The organism is Paenibacillus sp. Root444D2 (genome assembly GCF_001426375.1).
GTDB lineage: Bacteria > Bacillota > Bacilli > Paenibacillales > NBRC-103111 > Paenibacillus_E.
Genome location: NZ_LMEO01000012.1, coordinates 313,155 through 331,225, shown reverse-complemented (window position 1 = coordinate 331,225; position 18,071 = coordinate 313,155). Strand labels below are relative to the sequence as shown.

Annotated in this window: 20 protein-coding genes; 16 read left to right on the top strand and 4 right to left on the bottom strand. The window is 44.5% G+C overall.

Annotation, left to right across the window (positions count from 1 at the left end):
* Positions 1-84: 84 nt before the first annotated feature.
* The 7 genes from ASD40_RS10210 (at position 85) to ASD40_RS10180 (ending at position 5,872) form a co-directional block, all read left to right on the top strand.
* A complete protein-coding gene (locus ASD40_RS10210; RefSeq protein WP_057303180.1) occupies positions 85-972 on the top strand; it encodes a carbohydrate ABC transporter permease in 888 nt (295 codons plus the stop codon).
* Positions 973-984: 12 nt separating this feature from the next.
* A complete protein-coding gene (locus tag ASD40_RS10205) occupies positions 985-1,830 on the top strand; it encodes a carbohydrate ABC transporter permease (RefSeq protein ID WP_057303179.1) in 846 nt (281 codons plus the stop codon).
* A gap of 54 nt (positions 1,831-1,884) precedes the next feature.
* The gene (locus tag ASD40_RS10200) at positions 1,885-2,910 is read left to right on the top strand and encodes a glycoside hydrolase family 88/105 protein (RefSeq protein WP_057303178.1); all 1,026 of its coding nucleotides are present in this window, start codon (positions 1,885-1,887) and stop codon (positions 2,908-2,910) included.
* A 13-nt stretch (positions 2,911-2,923) separates the two neighbouring features.
* Positions 2,924-4,042: a rhamnogalacturonan acetylesterase gene (locus tag ASD40_RS10195; RefSeq protein ID WP_057303177.1), complete on the top strand. Its 1,119-nt coding sequence runs from the start codon at positions 2,924-2,926 to the stop codon at positions 4,040-4,042.
* Positions 4,043-4,463: 421 nt separating this feature from the next.
* Positions 4,464-4,892: a MarR family winged helix-turn-helix transcriptional regulator gene (locus ASD40_RS10190; RefSeq protein WP_057303176.1), complete on the top strand. Its 429-nt coding sequence runs from the start codon at positions 4,464-4,466 to the stop codon at positions 4,890-4,892.
* A gap of 14 nt (positions 4,893-4,906) precedes the next feature.
* Positions 4,907-5,545, top strand: a complete 639-nt coding sequence (locus ASD40_RS10185) for a nitroreductase family protein (RefSeq protein WP_057303175.1) — start codon at positions 4,907-4,909, stop codon at positions 5,543-5,545.
* 36 nt (positions 5,546-5,581) lie between these two features.
* Positions 5,582-5,872: a putative quinol monooxygenase gene (locus tag ASD40_RS10180; RefSeq protein WP_057303174.1), complete on the top strand. Its 291-nt coding sequence runs from the start codon at positions 5,582-5,584 to the stop codon at positions 5,870-5,872.
* An 85-nt stretch (positions 5,873-5,957) separates the two neighbouring features.
* On the opposite strand, the gene ASD40_RS10175 is transcribed toward ASD40_RS10180, so the two are convergent.
* Positions 5,958-8,219: a carbohydrate-binding protein gene (locus ASD40_RS10175; protein ID WP_057303173.1), complete on the bottom strand. Its 2,262-nt coding sequence runs from the start codon at positions 8,217-8,219 to the stop codon at positions 5,958-5,960.
* A 192-nt stretch (positions 8,220-8,411) separates the two neighbouring features.
* Here ASD40_RS10175 and galU point away from each other — a divergent pair, with 192 nt between their 5' ends.
* The 4 genes from galU (at position 8,412) to ASD40_RS10155 (ending at position 11,296) form a co-directional block, all read left to right on the top strand.
* Positions 8,412-9,284: a UTP--glucose-1-phosphate uridylyltransferase GalU gene (gene galU, locus ASD40_RS10170; RefSeq protein WP_057303172.1), complete on the top strand. Its 873-nt coding sequence runs from the start codon at positions 8,412-8,414 to the stop codon at positions 9,282-9,284.
* 7 nt (positions 9,285-9,291) lie between these two features.
* Positions 9,292-10,260 (top strand): glycosyltransferase family 4 protein, encoded by a 969-nt coding sequence (locus ASD40_RS10165; RefSeq protein WP_057303171.1) that lies wholly within the window; start codon positions 9,292-9,294, stop codon positions 10,258-10,260.
* A 113-nt stretch (positions 10,261-10,373) separates the two neighbouring features.
* A complete protein-coding gene (locus tag ASD40_RS10160) occupies positions 10,374-11,132 on the top strand; it encodes a C1 family peptidase (protein ID WP_156389955.1) in 759 nt (252 codons plus the stop codon).
* Between the two features lie 23 nt (positions 11,133-11,155).
* Positions 11,156-11,296, top strand: coding sequence for a hypothetical protein (locus tag ASD40_RS10155; RefSeq protein ID WP_047672235.1), 141 nt, complete (start codon positions 11,156-11,158; stop codon positions 11,294-11,296).
* Between the two features lie 163 nt (positions 11,297-11,459).
* On the opposite strand, the gene ASD40_RS10150 is transcribed toward ASD40_RS10155, so the two are convergent.
* The 3 genes from ASD40_RS10150 to ASD40_RS10140 form a co-directional block, all read right to left on the bottom strand.
* The gene (locus ASD40_RS10150; protein ID WP_057303170.1) at positions 11,460-11,666 is read right to left on the bottom strand and encodes a DUF1657 domain-containing protein; all 207 of its coding nucleotides are present in this window, start codon (positions 11,664-11,666) and stop codon (positions 11,460-11,462) included.
* Between the two features lie 163 nt (positions 11,667-11,829).
* Positions 11,830-12,831 carry a LacI family DNA-binding transcriptional regulator gene (locus ASD40_RS10145; RefSeq protein ID WP_057303169.1) on the bottom strand — a complete coding sequence of 334 codons (1,002 nt, stop codon included), beginning with the start codon at positions 12,829-12,831 and terminating at the stop codon, positions 11,830-11,832.
* 51 nt (positions 12,832-12,882) lie between these two features.
* Entirely contained in the window at positions 12,883-13,716 is an 834-nt protein-coding gene (locus ASD40_RS10140; protein ID WP_057303168.1) for a phytanoyl-CoA dioxygenase family protein, read from the bottom strand.
* A 239-nt stretch (positions 13,717-13,955) separates the two neighbouring features.
* Between ASD40_RS10140 and ASD40_RS10135 the strand changes: the two genes are divergently transcribed.
* The 5 genes from ASD40_RS10135 (at position 13,956) to ASD40_RS10115 (ending at position 18,067) form a co-directional block, all read left to right on the top strand.
* Positions 13,956-14,816, top strand: coding sequence for a DUF421 domain-containing protein (locus ASD40_RS10135; protein WP_057303167.1), 861 nt, complete (start codon positions 13,956-13,958; stop codon positions 14,814-14,816).
* Positions 14,817-14,843: 27 nt separating this feature from the next.
* The gene (spoVAC, locus tag ASD40_RS10130) at positions 14,844-15,317 is read left to right on the top strand and encodes a stage V sporulation protein AC (protein WP_057303166.1); all 474 of its coding nucleotides are present in this window, start codon (positions 14,844-14,846) and stop codon (positions 15,315-15,317) included.
* Between the two features lie 4 nt (positions 15,318-15,321).
* Positions 15,322-16,341, top strand: coding sequence for a stage V sporulation protein AD (gene spoVAD / locus ASD40_RS10125; protein WP_057303165.1), 1,020 nt, complete (start codon positions 15,322-15,324; stop codon positions 16,339-16,341).
* Positions 16,338-16,688 carry a stage V sporulation protein AE gene (gene spoVAE / locus ASD40_RS10120; protein ID WP_029193575.1) on the top strand — a complete coding sequence of 117 codons (351 nt, stop codon included), beginning with the start codon at positions 16,338-16,340 and terminating at the stop codon, positions 16,686-16,688. Before spoVAD ends, spoVAE begins: the two co-directional genes overlap by 4 nt.
* A gap of 419 nt (positions 16,689-17,107) precedes the next feature.
* Positions 17,108-18,067, top strand: a complete 960-nt coding sequence (locus ASD40_RS10115) for an AAA family ATPase (protein ID WP_057303164.1) — start codon at positions 17,108-17,110, stop codon at positions 18,065-18,067.
* The last annotated feature ends 4 nt before the right edge of the window (positions 18,068-18,071 follow it).

Here is an 18,071-nt window from a genome sequence, read left to right as displayed (position 1 = left end):
CTTTACAAAGGGGGAAAAGGGCAGCTTCATGCAGGCCCCCCTCCCTAAATAAATAGACATTGACGAATGTAAGGGAGTGGAACTATGAAACTACGTGAAAATGATCACATAGTCGGTTATGTGTTTATATCACCTTTTATCCTGGGTTTTCTGATCTTCACGCTGTTTCCGATGTTTTCATCACTGTACTTTTCATTTACGGAGTACGATCTGCTTTCCGCTCCACGATGGGTGGGACTCTCTAATTACGAGAAAATGTTCACAGATGACGACAAAATCATGGACTCGATCCTAGTGACGCTGACTTATGTACTTACGTCCGTTCCCCTGCGACTCATTATTGCATTGCTCGTCGCCATGCTTCTGAACCGCGCGGTAAAAGGAATTGGTTTATACAGAGCCACGTATTACTTACCGTCATTGATTGGCGGCAGCGTAGCGGTTTCCATTATGTGGCGGCAAATATTCGGTGATAAGGGACTAATCAATGCGTTTCTAGGAAATATCGGCATCCACACCAGTACATCTTGGATTGGCTTCCCGGCAACGGCGCTTGGAACGTTAGTACTGCTGTCAGTTTGGCAATTTGGTTCCTCCATGCTGATTTTTCTTGCCGGTCTTAAAAATATTCCGGGGACCTATTACGAGGCCGCAAGTGTAGACGGTGCTGGACCGATTCGCAAATTTTTCCACATCACACTGCCTTTGTTAAGCCCAATTATTCTTTTTAATTTAATCCTGCAAACGATTTCAGGCTTCTTAACCTTTACCCCGGCCTACATCATTTCAAATGGAGAGGGTGGGCCGCTAAACAATACCTTGCTGTATTCGCTCTATTTATTCCATCGAGCATTCGTCTTCTTCGAAATGGGTTACGCTTCAGCCATGGCGTGGTTCATGCTGCTCCTGATCGGACTCATTACCTTAGTGATTTTCAAAACATCGAAATATTGGGTTCATTACGAAAGCTAGGAGGGGTAGACCATGGTTTTACGAGTGAAAAATGTGAAAACGCTGCTTTATCATCTCATCGTTTGTGCCATCGCGATAACGGCGATTTATCCGATCTTGTGGCTGGTTGCCAGCTCACTGAAGCCGAATGATGAAATTTACACAACAGCTACCAGTCTGATCCCAAGTCGGCTCGAGTGGAACAATTATGTGTCGGGCTGGAAAGGTTTTGCTGGCAATACGTTTGCTACATTCATGAAAAATTCGTTCATTATTGTTATTCTCTCAACGATAGGAGCGGTAGTTTCCTCCGCTTTAGTAGGATATGGATTTGCCCGGATTCGTTTTGCCGGAAGCAAATTCTGGTTTTCAGCGGTTATGCTTACTTTGCTGCTCCCCCAAGACGTAACGATTATTTCGCAATATATTTTATTTGCCAAAATAGGCTGGTTATCCAGTTTTAAACCGATTATTGTCCCTCAGTTCTTTGGGATTCCGTTCTTCATCTTCTTGATCATGCAGTTTATTCGTACGATTCCCCCTGAATTGGATGAAGCCGCGAAAATGGACGGCTGCAGCAAGTACAGCATCTTTTACAAAATTATCGTACCTTTAATTGTTCCGGCACTCGTGACTTCGGCGATTTTCTCCTTCTATTGGAGATGGGATGATTTCTATACGCCGCTGCTTTATTTGAACAATCCGAGTCAATATCCGGTTTCCTTAGCATTGAAGCTTTTCTTGGATAGCGAGTCATTGAATAACTGGGGCGGCATGTTTGCCATGTCAACGTTATCCCTTGTCCCGATTTTCGTTGTTTTCATCATATTCCAGAAGTACATTGTTGACGGGATATCGACGAGCGGTTTGAAGGGATAGGTAAAGATGAATACAAACATAGAAAATAGCCAACTACAGGGAGGAAATGAAAAGATGCCAGCCTTACAATTTGATCCAGATGAAATTCGCAAGGTTATTGACCGTGTTGTTCATAGAACGTTCCGGATGGACTTTAATTGGGATTGGCCGGGTGGTGTAGCCTTCTATGGCGTAACCGAAGCCTATGAAGCGACGGGCAAGGAGGAATATCTGCAGCTGCTGAAGGATTGGATCGATGAGAAGCTGGAGGATGGCTTGCCTAAGTTATCTGTCAACGGGATCTCGATTGGTCACTCCTTGTTGACACTGTACAAAGAGACCGGTGAAGATCGGTATATCGATCTTGCCTCACAAATGGCTGAATTCCTTCAGCATGAGGCTGAGCGTTTCGGAGAAGGTATTTTCCAGCACACGGTGAACTCGGAAACCTATAACTTTCCGCAGCAGGCATGGGTGGATACCATGTTCATGGCAGGTTACTTCCTCCTGAGGATTGGTTCCGTACTAAAGCGTGACGATTATTTCGAAGATGGGTTAAAACAATATCACGGTCACGAGAATTACTTGCAAGATATGACTACTAATCTCTACTACCACGGTTGGGATCATATAGCGCAAAATCATATGTCGAGCATATTCTGGGCCCGCGGCAATGCTTGGGCAGCGATCACGATGGCACGTGCGCTGAGACTGGTGCATGTGACGCATCCTTCATTTATGATTCTCGAGGGCTCACTGCGTGATCAATTGAGCGCACTTGTCCGCTTGCAAGATGAGAGTGGGCTCTGGCATACCGTCTTAACGGACAAGGATGGTTATTTGGAAACGAGCGGTTCTGCTGGTATCGCGGCTGCGCTTATCAGTTCAGGTCCTCTTTACAACAAATATACGAACAAATCAATTCAAGGCATACTTTCACGCATCACGGAAGATGGGACAGTAACCCATGTTTCAGCTGGGACAGCGGTAATGCGAGACATTGATGGTTATAAAGGGGTTCCTTACAAAAGGATTCAAGGCTGGGGACAAGGGTTAGGGCTTACTTTCTTAGCATCCTTGCTTAATCGCAAAGACTGGTAGGAGGTAGGCGTTTATGAGCGTAAACTTCAGGTTCGATTTTGGTCCAGATCAGAGTTCAAGCTATTTGAAAGAAGGGTACACAAGAGTTAGCGGTCAAACGTATTACAATGAAAGAATGGGCTACGGCTTTCTGGATGGTTCAACTGTGTTTGAACGAGATCGTGGGCGTCCCGCGGCGCTTCGTCAAGATTTCTGCATTCCGTTTGATGCTGTCTTCGTAGTGGATGTGCCGAATGGCAGTTATACGGTTCAGACACTTATGGGAGACCTGATAACTGCAACATGCACAGGATTGAAGGTGGGGCCTGGAAGACTTGTATTGGCCGATGTTCTAACGGCAGCAGGAGAGTTTGTTACTAGCAGCTTTACCGTTCATGTGGCAGATGGACAGCTGAGATTGGAATTCTCTGGCGTCGCCCCGCGAATAAATGCTTTAGAAATTACTTCGGCGCCGCAAGCTGCAAACTTATATATCGTCGGTGATTCCACCGTAACCGATCAACCGCAGGATGGCTATCCGTACGCAGGTTGGGGACAAATGCTGCCGCTTTTTATCAAAGCGGATGCCGCTGTAGCCAACTATGCGGTTTCAGGCCGCAGCTCCAAAAGCTTTTTGGAGGAAGGACGCCTGGCACCCATTCTTGACCAGATGAATGCGAATGACTACCTGTTCATTCAGTTTGGGCATAACGATCAGAAGCTGGATGCAGAGCGGGCAACATCCCCTTTTACAACGTATAAAGAGTATTTGAACATCTACATACAAGAGGCCAGATTGCAGGGAGCTGTCCCGATTCTAGTAACGCCTGTGCAGCGAAGATTTTTTGACACTGCCGGTAAAATCATAGATACGCATGGTGACTATATCAGCGCGATGAAGCAGCTCGCCGAGGAAGAGAACGTTCCTCTGATCGATTTGGCAGAAGAGAGCAGGCAATTGTTTGAGGAACTAGGTCCGGAGGAAACGAAATCATTGTTCATGTGGGCGTGGCCAGGTGAGTTCCCTAACTTCCCCAAAGGCGCAGAGGATAATACACATTTCCAGGAAAGAGGCGGTATTGCCGTTGCCAAGCTGGTCGTAGACTGTATAAAGAAGCAAAATATCCAGCCGCTTATGCGTTATCTTCGCTAGTAATTGGCTGACTATAGAAGCCCAATCGAAGTAGGATGTAGAATTCTAGTTATGAGTGGCGAGCAGCACATATACTCCAGTAATGGTGATGAGTATTAAATAACCCCAGCAGGGTGATGAATACCACATATAACCCCAGCCAAGCGTGATAAATGTCACAATTGGCGGGGTATTTGTTTTGGTGTGAATTCAATTCGGGAGGACTGACCATTCTAATCCAATATAGGGCCGGATACGAGGCTATTCATCGCAATAGAAAGTAAGCAGTGGAGCAGAATTCCACAATTTACTAAGGCTTAATTTTACGAAACACTTGAAGTTTTAACGAAGATCCTCTATATTAGTTGATATATCAATGATTGATGCATCAACAATTGAGCTATCAACTATTATGAATGAACCGTCTCAAAGGAGGTATATTTTGACCCAATCCTATGTCAACGAAACTGGTTTATTTGATAAATTTCTTAGCCTTAATAAACAAATAAGCACTAAATTTGAACGTTGTACGGGTATTAGCCCGTCGCGGCTTCGTCTTTTACATCAGCTTTATCAGGTGGATGAAATTAGTCAAACAACGCTTCAAAAAGAGGTTAACATTGACAGCGCAGCCGTTACACGGCATTTAAAACAACTTGAAGCAAGCGGAATGGTTTCACGGCGTATGAATCCTGGCGATAATCGGGTCACGCTCGTACGTCTTACCGATCATGGACGAACAGAAATCATTTCCTTTAAAGAAGAAAAAGCACAATTCATTACTCAGATGCTTAAAGATTTTAACGAAGAAGAATGCAATAAGCTCTCTGATATGCTCCAACGCATGTTAACGAATATTAGCCAATATTGAAGGGGAAATGACCAATGAATAACACCGTAATCACGAACGATTTTAAAGAAATTATAACTGGACGCCGTTCTATAAAAAAGTATAATCCATCCGTCAAAATTAGTCGTGAAGAGATGACTGACATCCTGAAAGAAGCAACACTCGCGCCTTCTTCCGTAAATATGCAGCCTTGGCGATTCGTTGTTATCGAAAGTGCCGAAGGTAAAGCAACACTTGCGCCACTTGCTAAATTTAACCAGGTTCAAGTCGAAACATCATCAGCTGTGATTGCTGTATTTGGTGATTTAAACAATTCGGATTATGCCGATGAAATTTTCGGCAAGGCGGTCGAGTTGGGTTATATGCCTTTAGAGGTAAAAGAAATGACACTAGCTAAAATTAAACCACACTTCGCAGCACTTGATCCGGTTGTAAATAAAGAAACAGTCCTTATTGATGCTGGACTTGTGTCTATGCAGCTAATGCTTGTAGCGCGCGCTCATGGTTATGATACAAATCCAATCGGTGGCTTTGATAAAGATAAAATTGCCGAAGCTTTTGGCTTAGATAAAAATCGTTATATTCCAGTAATGCTTATTTCAATTGGTAAAGCACAGGATAGCGGTCATAAATCCGTACGTCTGCCTATCGATGCCATTACGCAATGGAGCTAGTCACTACTTAATCGAAGAATGGAGGACTAACGTCCAATGATTATTATTCATGCAGAATTCAATGTTTATCCAGCCAAACACGAAGCCTTTCTCAACGAGATTCAACCATTAATAGCTGCCTCGAGAGCTGAAGATGGTAATATTTCATACGATTTGCTCAAAGATACAGAAGTAGAAAATAAGTTTACCATGGTTGAAGTTTGGCAAGATCAAGCAGCAATTGCCAGTCATAATGCTAGTGATCACTTCACTTCTTTCGTTGGTAAAGCTGGAAATTTCCTCAATGCTCCCTTACAGGTAAAAGCTTATCAGGGACAACCCGTATAAAAAGTAGGTCTTGTGTTTTAATAGTAATATGTAAAGGAGCTCAGGCCAGTCTACAGCTGGCGAGCTCCTTTTTATTCCTGCTCAATCAGTCCATCTTCTCAATCGATACTTGATCGATTTGCAAAGAAGTTAAACCCGGTGAATCCACATAGAATCCGATATCCAAGCTGCCATTCGTTACGTTAACGGTTGCTTGAACGCGTTGATAACCTTTGCTAGGAATAATGTTCTTGTATAGTGCCTTTGCACCATACTCACTAAGCTCCATCCGGACTGTCGTTGGCTTATTTCCATATAACGTCTCTTTGACCCATGCGCTGACGGTATAAGATCCATTCGGAAGACCGGTTAATTTCTGATGAATGCTTTGCTTATAGGCTTTGGTGTCCCAGAAATAGAGCTTGTATTTACCTTTATACGCATCATAGGAATCAACGCCGTACTTTGCTGTCTGACCTGTTGGATGCCATTCCGACCAACCTCGAATGTCACCGCTTTCAAAATCCCCATTTTGAAGGAGCGAATAGTCAATGTCGGATAATCGATTCTTGTCGAGCACAAGACCATCCAAGTGAACCTCACCCGTATCTGAGGCCGTGTGTTCTAAAGTAATCAGATTTACACCTTTTTTCAAATGGATACGATCATCTTGGTTCTTCCATGTCTGCCAAGCTGAAGTTGAACCAAATGAAACGACCCGCGAAGGTTGAACCACAACTCCCTTATCATTAGTTGCGCTTACATGAAGAGAGCTCTTCATCCCTGACGCACTCGCATAACGATAGGTGAGCGCATAGTCACCTTCCTCAGCTGCCTGGACAGCATAGACGATTTTCGCCCCCGTCAATCCCAAACCATCCACAAAACCAAACCCTTGATAACCGGCATAATTATTGTTAAAATGCGTACCGCCCATCCAAGTGGCAACCTCAGCAGCATAATTGAGCTTCGTGCCTTCAGGTTCAATTTTGACAACCTTTGATGCATGTTTCACAAGGTTCGGGCTGTAGGCACTAAGCTTCCCAAGGCTAGTTCCTGTCCAAAGCTCGGTCGTATTCGCTGATTCAGTAAGTCCCAAATCTTTCAGATAATTGACCGAACGAGTGGCTGTACCATCTGACCGATTAAATAACCCGACCACCCAGCTGCCGTCTGGTAGTTGTCCAAGCCATTTTTCTGAATTCCTTGCCGCCGGATCGCTGCTAAATGATTTCCCATTATTATAGTAAGGTTTGCCTACGAATCCTTGATTATGGAGCTCAAGCATGTTCTTGTTTTTGTAATAGCTGCCGGAATTGCCAATCGTGGAATACTGATCGGTTATCGCAATAGGTGATCCCGCCATGGTGAATAATTGAATGATGCTTTTGCGCTCTTCATCCGTTTTGAAAGTATTCATGCGGATGAAATCCCCATCCAGAATCATATTGGAACCGCGGCCAGCGATGTCGGAAAATCCTGTAAATCCTTGGAACGGATTTGCCCACTGCGACCAGCTGTTCACCCAATTTTGACGTTGACCACTCAAGTTTTCCCAACCGCCATGGGCGAGGTCTTCATTGATTCGGACCATATCACCATATGGCAGTTCGCCAGCAGCATGATTGTTCAAATGAGGCATGACGAGACTTAATTCCATATCATCGCCGGCTGCTTCCTGCATCCACTTTAGAGCCGTCTGATAGTTTTCAGAGCCATGATTAACCCCAATCGTCTTGCCTTTATCTGTTCCGGTTTCATACCAAGAAAGAAAGTCAATTCGCAGGTAGGGAACACCTAGCTGCTTGAAGTAATTCACATAGCCTTGAATATACGCCTTGGCGCCGGGTTTTGTAACATCTACCCAATACAAATCATCATTAAATTTATCTGCGGAGCTGGCAATTTCACTAATTTTGTAGTTCGTTCCGACGATTGTTTTCGTTGGATCTGCCGCGGCGCTCCGCGTTACCCACAAAGGGTTGTAGTAAACACCGAGCTTCATGCCTTTATTTTGAATGTAGGTAGACCAATACGCCCAGTCGTGCTGCCAGTTATCATTGTGGGATAAAATGTAACCGTTCTCATTTGTGTGCTGAGCACCTTCAATCCAACCGTCGGAGGCTATCATGTCATAGCCCGATGCTTTGTAATCGCTTGCAATCCAATCAATGTTTTTCTTCCATTCTGCCTCGTTCATAGGTGCATTACGTGTGTATTGATATTCATAAGTGCTCCAATAGAGGGGCCCTGTTCCATTTCTAGTAAATTGACTTTCCCTTGCTTCCGTCGTCTGAGTCCCTAAGGTCAACGTGAATAAGAGACTGGCGCAACCAAGTAACACTTTCGTGAATGATGTCATCGTCATGGTGGTTGTTCCTTTCTGTCAGTTGATCATGTTCACACCCTCATCATAACTGAAAGTTTATCGTGTGCCTATGACCTGTTTTAACCAGTATATTTTGAGTGAAAAAGATAGTTGTCCGTGGCATTCCAAACTGGTTTGCATATTTTAAACATAATAAAGCTTTGTTATTTTACTTGAGAGATGGTGATATGTTTGAAGATTCGAAAAGCGATCATACCTGCAGCAGGTCTGGGCACGCGATTCCTACCGGCGACCAAAGCTATGCCCAAGGAAATGCTGCCTATCATAGATAAACCAACCATTCAATTTATCGTAGAAGAAGCGGTAGCTTCAGGCATTGAAGACATCATCATCGTGACTGGGAAAGGGAAGAAAGCGATCGAAGATCATTTCGATACCGCTTTTGAACTGGAGAGCTATCTAAGAACGCGACAAAAGTTTGATCTTCTAGGGCGTGTGCAGGAGCCAACCCAGCTAGCCAACCTCCACTACATTCGCCAAACCGAGCCGCTCGGGCTAGGACATGCTATTTGGTGCGCCCGCTCTTTCGTTCAAAATGAACCCTTTGCCGTGTTATTGGGTGATACGTTTTTTGATGCCGAAACGCCTGCATTAGCACAATTAATTCATTACTATAATCGATATCAAAGGTCAATTATTGGTGTACAGGAAGTCGAGGATCAGTTCGTTTCGGAGTATGGAATTATAGAGGCTAAAGCCCTGAATGAAGGTTTTCATAGTGTATTAAACCTAATTGAGAAACCAGCTATTCCCATGTCGCCGTCTAATTTGGCCATCCTGGGTCGTTACATTTTGACACCTCAGATTTTCGAGGTATTGGCCACTCAAAAAGCCGGCGTAGGAAAAGAAATTCAATTAACGGACGCACTGATTACATTGAACGAAATCGAAGCCATTTTTGCCTGTGAGATAAAGGGACAATGGCATGACATTGGAAACCATAGAGGATTTATAACATCGATTCTTTCTGAAGCGAACAAGAGAGCCAATCTGAGGCCATGGCTTCGCGAACACATAGAAAAAATGTTAAGAGAAACGGAGTGATAGGGGAATGAAACGTCTTCACATTGTGCAGGTGATTTCTAACTTTCCAGATGCACAGAAACTGCCGCCCAGGAACCAGGGAGGAACGGAGAAAGTTGTGCATGAATTGACCGAAAACCTTGTGCAAAGAGGACATCAAGTCACCGTATTTGCAGCAAGGGGCAGTAGAACCAGTGCTAAGCTAGTCCCGTTCCCCAAGGGTCTTCGTAACCAAGGAATAGCAAGGTATGTCTTGAATAATATGCCGCGGGATGTTGACGTTATTCATGATCATACATTCAGTTCTGCGCTTGGACGGTTTAATCAGAATATTCCGACGGTGTGTACGTTGCATCTCCCTGTGAAGCATTGGGTGAAGCTTCCTGTATATGTTTCCAAACGTGCTAGAATGGTGATGGGTAAAAATCGCGGACATTATGTTTATAACGGACTTAATCCCAGGGAATATGAATTCAGTGATAAAAAGCGCAATTACATGTTATTTATGGGACGTATTATGAGAGAGAAAGGTGTCCTGCACGCGATTGAGATTGCGGAGAGAACGAATAAAAACCTTATTATTGCTGGACCTATTAAAAATCAAACATTTTATCGTAATGAGATTGCACCTCGAATTAGAAGAAATCCCAACATTCATTTTGTGGGTCCTGTTGGAGGGAAGAACAAACAGAAGCTGCTCAAATATGCAAGTTGTTTGCTGTTTCCAACGTTGTGGGAAGAGCCTTTCGGACTCGTCATGATTGAGGCAATGGCCTGCGGTACACCAGTAATCGCATTGCGACGTGGTGCGGTACCCGAAGTTATGGCGGGGTTTCCTCAATTAATCTGTCGTTCCGTTTCCGAGATGGTTGCAAAGGTAAAGGAAGGGAATTATCCGCATCCGGCAAAGCTTCGTCGTTATGTCATTCGTAGATTTACAACGTACCAAATGACAACAAAATACTTACAAATATATCAAAAAGCCATGAAAAATTAATCTGCAACAGCCTGCACGCATTCCATAGGGATGCGTGCTTTTTGCACGCTGTAGTCTATGGGTGAATATACTGAAGTACAATTCTGCTAACACAACGGTGGGGAGGCAACGGGATGCGTAAATACACGGTTAAACGGGACCAGCGAGATTTTCGGGATTATTATTACCGAAGCGTCAATTATATCCGGGAATCGCAATTGCCCCGCAAAGTAGATTTGCGCAAGGAACTGTCTCCTATCGTGAATCAGGGGAATTTAGGTTCTTGCACATCGAATGCCATTGTAAGCGGGCTGCGCGAGTATTGGCTTCGTCAAGAACGAAATTCCACTTTACGGCTATCTCGCCTTTTTCATTATTGGCATGAGCGTAAATTAGAGGGTACGATCAATTGGGACTCGGGAGCCACAGTACGCGATGGCATGAAAGTGCTGCATAAAATAGGGGTATGCCCAGAAGCCGAATGGCCTTATCGAATAGCCAAATTTAAAAAAAAGCCTGATTCAGAGGCGGAAGCTGCAGCAGGAAGCTACCGTATTGATGGATATCATCGGATTCATGACTTGGCAGGGATCAAAGCTGCATTAGCTGATGGCCAGCCTGTTGTCTTCGGAATCTGGTTGTATCAATCTTTCGAAAGTCCACTGGCGGCAAGAACAGGGAGGATCCCGTACCCGAATCGAAAAAAAGAGCAAATGTTAGGCGGGCATGCCTTATTAGCCGTCGGGTATAAGGATGGTAAGAAGAAGGGACAGGGAACAGTCATTGTGCGGAATTCGTGGGGGAAAGCATGGGGAGACCAAGGCTATTGTTACATGCCTTATTCCTTTTTCAAAAACAACGTGATGACGTTCGATTATTGGACCGGAAAATAAAACTTCTGCGAGGTGCTGAATCTATGTTAAGTGTGGAAGATGCAAATAAAATCATTGCGTTCTTGTCTGCGGCTTATTTGGCAACCGAGGATGCTGAGGCAAGAGAAGAATTTCATCGTTTGGCAAACGAGCTAAGAAAATCATCCGGTCAGCCATTGGAATAAATAGGAATCTAATCCGAAACGAGGGCGGCTTCAATGCCAAAAGAAAAACTGATACTGCTCATATTAATTCTATTCGTTTTATTTACTCTAGTATTCGTTATCTTGTTCTAATGCAAAACCAACCGTCTGCGTTTGTTCGCAGCCGGCTGGTTTGGTTTGTTAACTAGAAGCCTTTGTACTGAGGTTCTTCATTTTCTAATTGCTGCACACGGGAGGCGACTTGATTTACGATGTCTTGTGCAGATAAGGCGGCCGCTTCATACAACTGTTTGGCCTCTTGATTTTGCGTGCCTAGAGCAAACGTTTCTAAGCTTGCTTGCGCACTTTTAAGTGAAGCCAGTGTTGTTTTTACTTGAGAAGCTACAGTCATGTTGTACACCTCTTCATTAAGATTTGTGTAGGATAGCAAGCAAATTGATCGTTTTTCAATTGATTGCGATCTTTAATATGCCCTAACTTTTCATCTAGCTATATAACAATTAAATCCAATTGAGATTATTCATAGCGGTTATCTGATTCGTACATCTTAATTGCTATGTGACATTCAAGGAGTTCTCTACTGTTGAAGCTCTTACTGAAAGCTTGCCCTCCAGTCGAGGTATCTTCTTGTTAACTCCGTCAATGAGTGATAACAGAAGTTCTGTCGCCGCCAAGCCAACCTCCATCCGCGGATAACAGATAGATGTCAAAGCTGGCGAGACTTGCGAAGACATTAGAATATCTTCGCACCCGGCGATGGCTAATTGTTGTGGGACAAGAATGCCGGATTCGCGGCAAGCTGCGAGGCAACCAGACGCCATCAAATCATTTGCTGCTACGATAGCAGTAAAAGCAAAACCTTGCTTTAGTGTTGCGGTTAACGCCTCGAAAGCCTGCTCGAAGCGGCCGGCGCCTTCGAGAATATATCGCTCAGGGAGTTTCAATCCTTCGTTACGCATGGCTTCGCGGAAAGCTACGAGCCGATGAGCAATCGGATCCTGCGGATCTCCAGCGGTCATAAAGGCAATCTGCTTATGCCCCTGTTCTTGCAGATGCGCAATTAACCGCCGCATTTCAATTACCCAATCCACATCAACGACGGGGATGCTCGGCATGGAAACACCAGGCTGCATAAGAGATACGACGGGGAGCTCCATCAAGCTGTAAAATGCTTGACTTTCCTCACTTAGCGTTTGGCCAAGAAGAAGAATGCCGTCTACACGCCCCATTAGTGTATTTTTTAATTCTTCTTCACGAGCAGGTTCAAAGGAATGAAAAAACACAGAATAATTGCTAAGTTTAGCTCTTTTCTCAATATACAATAGCAGTCCACCCTCGAATGGGTTTCCCACGAAATGGACGAGGACGGCAATTTGACCTGTTTTCCTAGTTTTGAGGCTGCGGGCAGTTTGATTGGGGCGATAGCCTAGTTCATTGATAACGGCAAGCACTTTTTGTCTGGTTTCCTCTTTGACGATGCTCCGATTATTTAGTACATATGAAACGACGGCTACCGAAACACCCGCCCGGTCTGCCACTTCTTTCCTGGTAATCATAAGGAACTCCCTTTTCTTGTTTCCTCAAGGGTATCATAAATTTGGACAAATCTAAATGTACTCGCTTTTCGTTGCAGCACGACCTAACCACAGTTCTTTAAGAGGGACCATGGACTCTTCCGGTACGTAGAAGTTGAAATAGTTTTCACTAATTGCACCCAGCAGTTGGCGGCGAATCGGATCTGCCCCTTCGAGCAATGCCGGCGAAGCCGCGTGGTAATCGATAGGCCTCATCCAGATCGGGCTATAGCCGATAAATAATTGACGGCGGGTGAAGTCGGAGCGATTCGGGGAACCGGCATGCCAAAGATTTTGTGCAAAAATGAATACGTCGCCAGATTTACCGCAAACCTGTATTTCTCCTGGTAAAGGCACGTTCACGTCGGTTTGAACGGGTTGATAATCTGGCCACTTATGGCTTCCCGGAATGATTTTCGTATTCCCGCGGTCTGGCTCAGACATATCACTCAAAATATAACAAGCTTTAATGTAGTAGGTGGATGTTAGTCCGTTAATACTTGGGAATTTGGGCGTTGGTCCATCCTGATGCCAGTTAATAAAGCTGTTGGTCTCGGTCTTGAGATCATCGGGATTAGGCTTGCGCACGGTAAGATGCGAGATATGAAGTTGGATGTTATAACCCATCAAATTAACGATAAGTGGAAGAATTGTCGGATTGTCCATTAAGGACAAAATTGAGGGGGCTCGTTCTACGCTATTGTAAATGTTGTAGGATAATGACTCTTGTTCATCGGAAAGGATGCCGTCTACAGCATTATTCAATTCTGTAATCCTTTCTTCCGAAAGTACATTACGAAGCAGTAAATAACCGTCATTTTCAAATTGTCGTGAGAGCTCAGGGATATTCAGCGTCACTGTCGTCATTCTCATCGTCCTCCTTGTATTTTACTCGTGTAAAATAAATTGGAAATAAAATGGATAAGGAGCAATTTACTCTTATTCTTTTATTATAAAACACATTTTACTCGTGTAAATAAAAACGTGCAAACTTATTTTTTCACACGAATCGTTAACATTTAAATCCAACTCAATTTGATCATACTTGCTTTCAAAATAGCACATAATGAGGTTGTTTCGAGCTTTAGGAAGGGGAGGGAGAGCTTGTGGCAGATTGGGTGAGTATCGTAATCAGATCGTTTTTTGCACTAGTCTTGTTGTTTGTACTAACGCGAATTCTCGGTAAAAAACAAATTTCCCAACTTACTTTTTTTGAATATGTTCTCGGTATTACGATTGGGGACTTGGCTGGGACTATTTCCATGGATATGGATTTCAGATTCTGGCATGGGGTCGTCGCTATACTTGTCTGGGTTCTTATACCTTTGATACTGGAGACTTTGACGCTCAAAAGTAAGACATTGAGGTTTTGGTTTGAGGGTAGGGGAACTATTGTCATTAAAGATGGTAAAATTCTGGAGGACAATTTGAAAAAAGAACGCTACACTGGCGATGAGCTGCTGTCGCAGCTGCGCACCAAAAGTGTTTTTCGCATGGCAGATGTCGAGTTCGCTATGCTTGAAGCTAGTGGTGATTTAAGTGTTCTACTTAAAAGTGAACTCCAGCCTCTGACACCAAATCATTTGGGGATGAAGCTGAATATCGAGAAACCGACACAGTCTGTCATCATGGATGGTGTCATTCAAGATGAACCCTTGGCTGCAACAGGAAGAGGAAGAGGATGGCTACATACGGAACTGGATAAGCTAGGAGTAACGAAGGAGAATGTGTTCCTCGCACAAGTAGACACGCATGGCGAATTAACGGTCGATCTTTATGATGATAAATTAAAAGTGCCTCAACCGAGTGAAAGGCCTGCCTTATTAGCCACTTTGAAGAAATGTGAGGCAGATCTTGAACTATTTTCATTGACGACTAGTCATCCGCAGGCAAAGAAGATGTATGAGGCATGTTCGGTGCAGTTAACGAAGGTCATTCAGGATTTGCATATGATTCTAAGAACTTAGGGCGTTAGAGGAAGCAGGAGGGAAAACATGGCCAATAACAAGAAGAAGAATTTGACAATGACGCAACAGGAGTATCAGAAGCTAGCGAAGAAGCAAGAACCCAAAAGACCCGTTCTAATAAATTGCCTGCGAGCCTTCCTTGTTGGAGGGATAATCTGTTTAATCGGTGAATGTTTCATGGAGATGTTCGTTAATTGGTTTGGCTTTACCGAAAAAACGGCAGGGAATCCAACGGTTGCCGTCTTAATTATCATATCCGTCATACTGACGAGCTTCGGTGTGTATGATAAAATAGCCCAATGGGCCGGGGCGGGAAGCTCCGTTCCTGTAACAGGTTTTGCCAATTCGTTATGCTCAGCAGCAATTGAGCATCGGGCGGAAGGACTTGTTCTTGGGGTAGGCGGTAATATGTTCAAGTTAGCTGGTAGCGTCATCGTATACGGAACCGTCGCAGCCTTTGTTGTTGGTATCGTACATCTTATCATTACGGGTGGGGGTTGACCTTATGCTGAAGGGACATCAGAGCTGGGTCTTCGAGAATCGACCCGTGATACTATCAACGGGGACGGTTGTAGGACCTGATGAAGGCCAAGGGCCAATTAGTGAGGATTTCGATATCGTCCATGGTGATTTGACCCTTGGTCAAAAAACGTGGGAAAAAGCCGAAAAGGCGCTGCTAGAGGAAGCTGCGCAGCGAGCACTTGATAAGGCCGGGCTGGTGAGCGGCAGCATACAGTTCTATATTGGAGGCGATCTGATGAATCAGATCATCTCCAATACCTTCGCTGTGCGTACGTTGAATATGCCGTTTCTTGGCATATTCGGTGCTTGCTCCACATCGATGGAGGGGCTCGCGCTAGCCGCGCAGCTGGTGGACTCGGGGGCCGCTAACTACGTAATGGCCGGCACCTGCAGCCATAACTGTACGGCGGAGAAGCAGTTCCGTTATCCGACGGAATATGGATCGCAGAAGCCGCCGACAGCTCAATACACAGTCACCGGCGCAGGGGTCGCCGTGCTGGGTAAGACCGGTGATGGCCCCGTCATCACCTCAGCGACAATCGGACGAATCGTTGATATGGGCATCACGGATCCGTTTAATATGGGCGCTGCAATGGCACCGGCAGCAGTAGATACCATTCAAACTCACTTCCGAGAACTGAATATTGAGCCTAGTTATTACGATCTAATCGTCACCGGTGATTTGGCAACTGTGGGTGTGAACATTGCGCGCGAACTATTCGATAAGCACAAGTTTCCAATTGATCAAACGACATATGACGACTGTGGGTTGATCATTTATGATCGCATGAAGCAGACGGTCCAATCGGGAGGGAGCGGTTGTGGCTGCTCTGCAACCGTCACTTATGGTCATCTTCTAAAGCGCATAAAGAGTGGCGAATTGAAGCGAATTCTAGTCGTAGCGACCGGAGCATTACTCTCGCCGCTTACTTTCCAACAAGGGGAAAGCATCCCTTGCATTGCACATGCTGTTTCAATTGAGTCTGGAGGGTTGTATGCATGAACTTTTTTTGGGCTTTTTTAATTGGCGGAGCCATCTGTGTTTTAGGACAACTTTTGATGGATGTGGGTAAGCTTACGCCCGCTCATACTATGAGCACGCTTGTCGTGCTGGGCGCTATAGCCGACGGTTGTAATTTGTATGATCCGTTCATTGAATTTGCCGGTGCAGGTGCAACCGTTCCGATTACCAGCTTCGGTAATGCTCTGGTGCACGGGGCGTTAGAGGAGCTCCATAAAGATGGCTATATAGGGATCATCACCGGTATTTTTAAAGTGACCAGCGCGGGGATATCCGCGGCGATCATCTTCTCCTTCATAGCTGCCGTATTTGTCAAACCTAAAGGATAAGATGAATGCTTGAGTAAGGGGCAGTCTGAAAGTCATATTTGGAAAATTCAATAAGCCTTAAGGGGTTGTCCTCAAGTAGATTTATCTACTTTTGGGACAGCCCCTTTCTTCCGTTAGGGGTCTTCTTCAAACCCTATTGGGACATGGATTGTCAAATAGCACGGATGGTTAAATTTAACAAATAAATTTAGAGGATTTACAAGTATACGGACGAAAAACTTTACTGTAAACTAGATTTACGCTCATTTTCCTATCAATTTTAAGGAATACGGACTTTTGATAGTATTTTTACCCTAAATGGCAGTATAAACGCAATTTGCTAAGAAAAATTCAGCTAATACTTAAGTCGTAAACTTTCTGAAACTCATCAACTGCTTACGACGTAAGTTTTCTTACGAAAACTCTAAGGAGGATCACACATGGAAACTGCCACACATCATCATGTAGAAGCTCTAGCTAGGTTGAAAGCGAATTTGGAATCATGCATTCTTGGCAAGAGCTCTGAGATTGAATTGTTGCTAACTGCGATGCTGGCCGGTGGGCATGTTTTGCTTGAAGATGTGCCGGGTACAGGCAAGACAGTGCTGATTAAAGCGCTTGCTCGATCCATAGATGGTCAATTTCGCCGCATTCAATGTAATCCGGATTTATTACCTTCCGATATAACAGGTGTTTCTATATATCATCCCAAAGAAGAGAAGTTCCTGTTCCGTTCAGGACCGATTATGACGAACATTTTGCTTGTCGATGAAATTAATCGGGCAACTACCAAAACACAGTCTGCTTTGCTGGAAGCAATGGAAGAACAACATATCACCGTCGATGGTGATATACATGAGCTTCCTTCACCATTTATGATGCTTGCGACCCAAAACCCAATCGACTTCGAAGGTACATATATTTTGCCTGAAGCGCAGCTTGACCGATTCATGATGAAGCTTAGTCTAGGCTATCCGAGTGAAGCCGCCGAGAAGCAGATGATTACATCCCAAAGCAAAGTGCATCCGATGGAAGCACTGCAGGCAATCATGGATACGTCTCAATTGCTGGCCATCCAGGAACAGGTACGTCATGTCCACTTGGATGAAGCGGTAGCCAATTATTTAGTGACCATTACAAGAAAAACACGTGAACATCAGGCCATATTCCTTGGAGCCAGTCCAAGGGCAACGCTTTCATTGGTTTTAGCCTCCAAATCTTTTGCGTTTCTCCATGGAAGAGACTATGTGATTCCTGATGATATTAAATACCTTGCTCCTTATGTTCTTGGTCATCGAATGATTCTTCATTCCGAAGCCCGTATGGACGGAGCTACGGTTTCCTCAGTTCTCGGCGCGATTTTCGAGCAAGTACGCGTGCCGGTTCGATTGGAGAAGTGAGCCT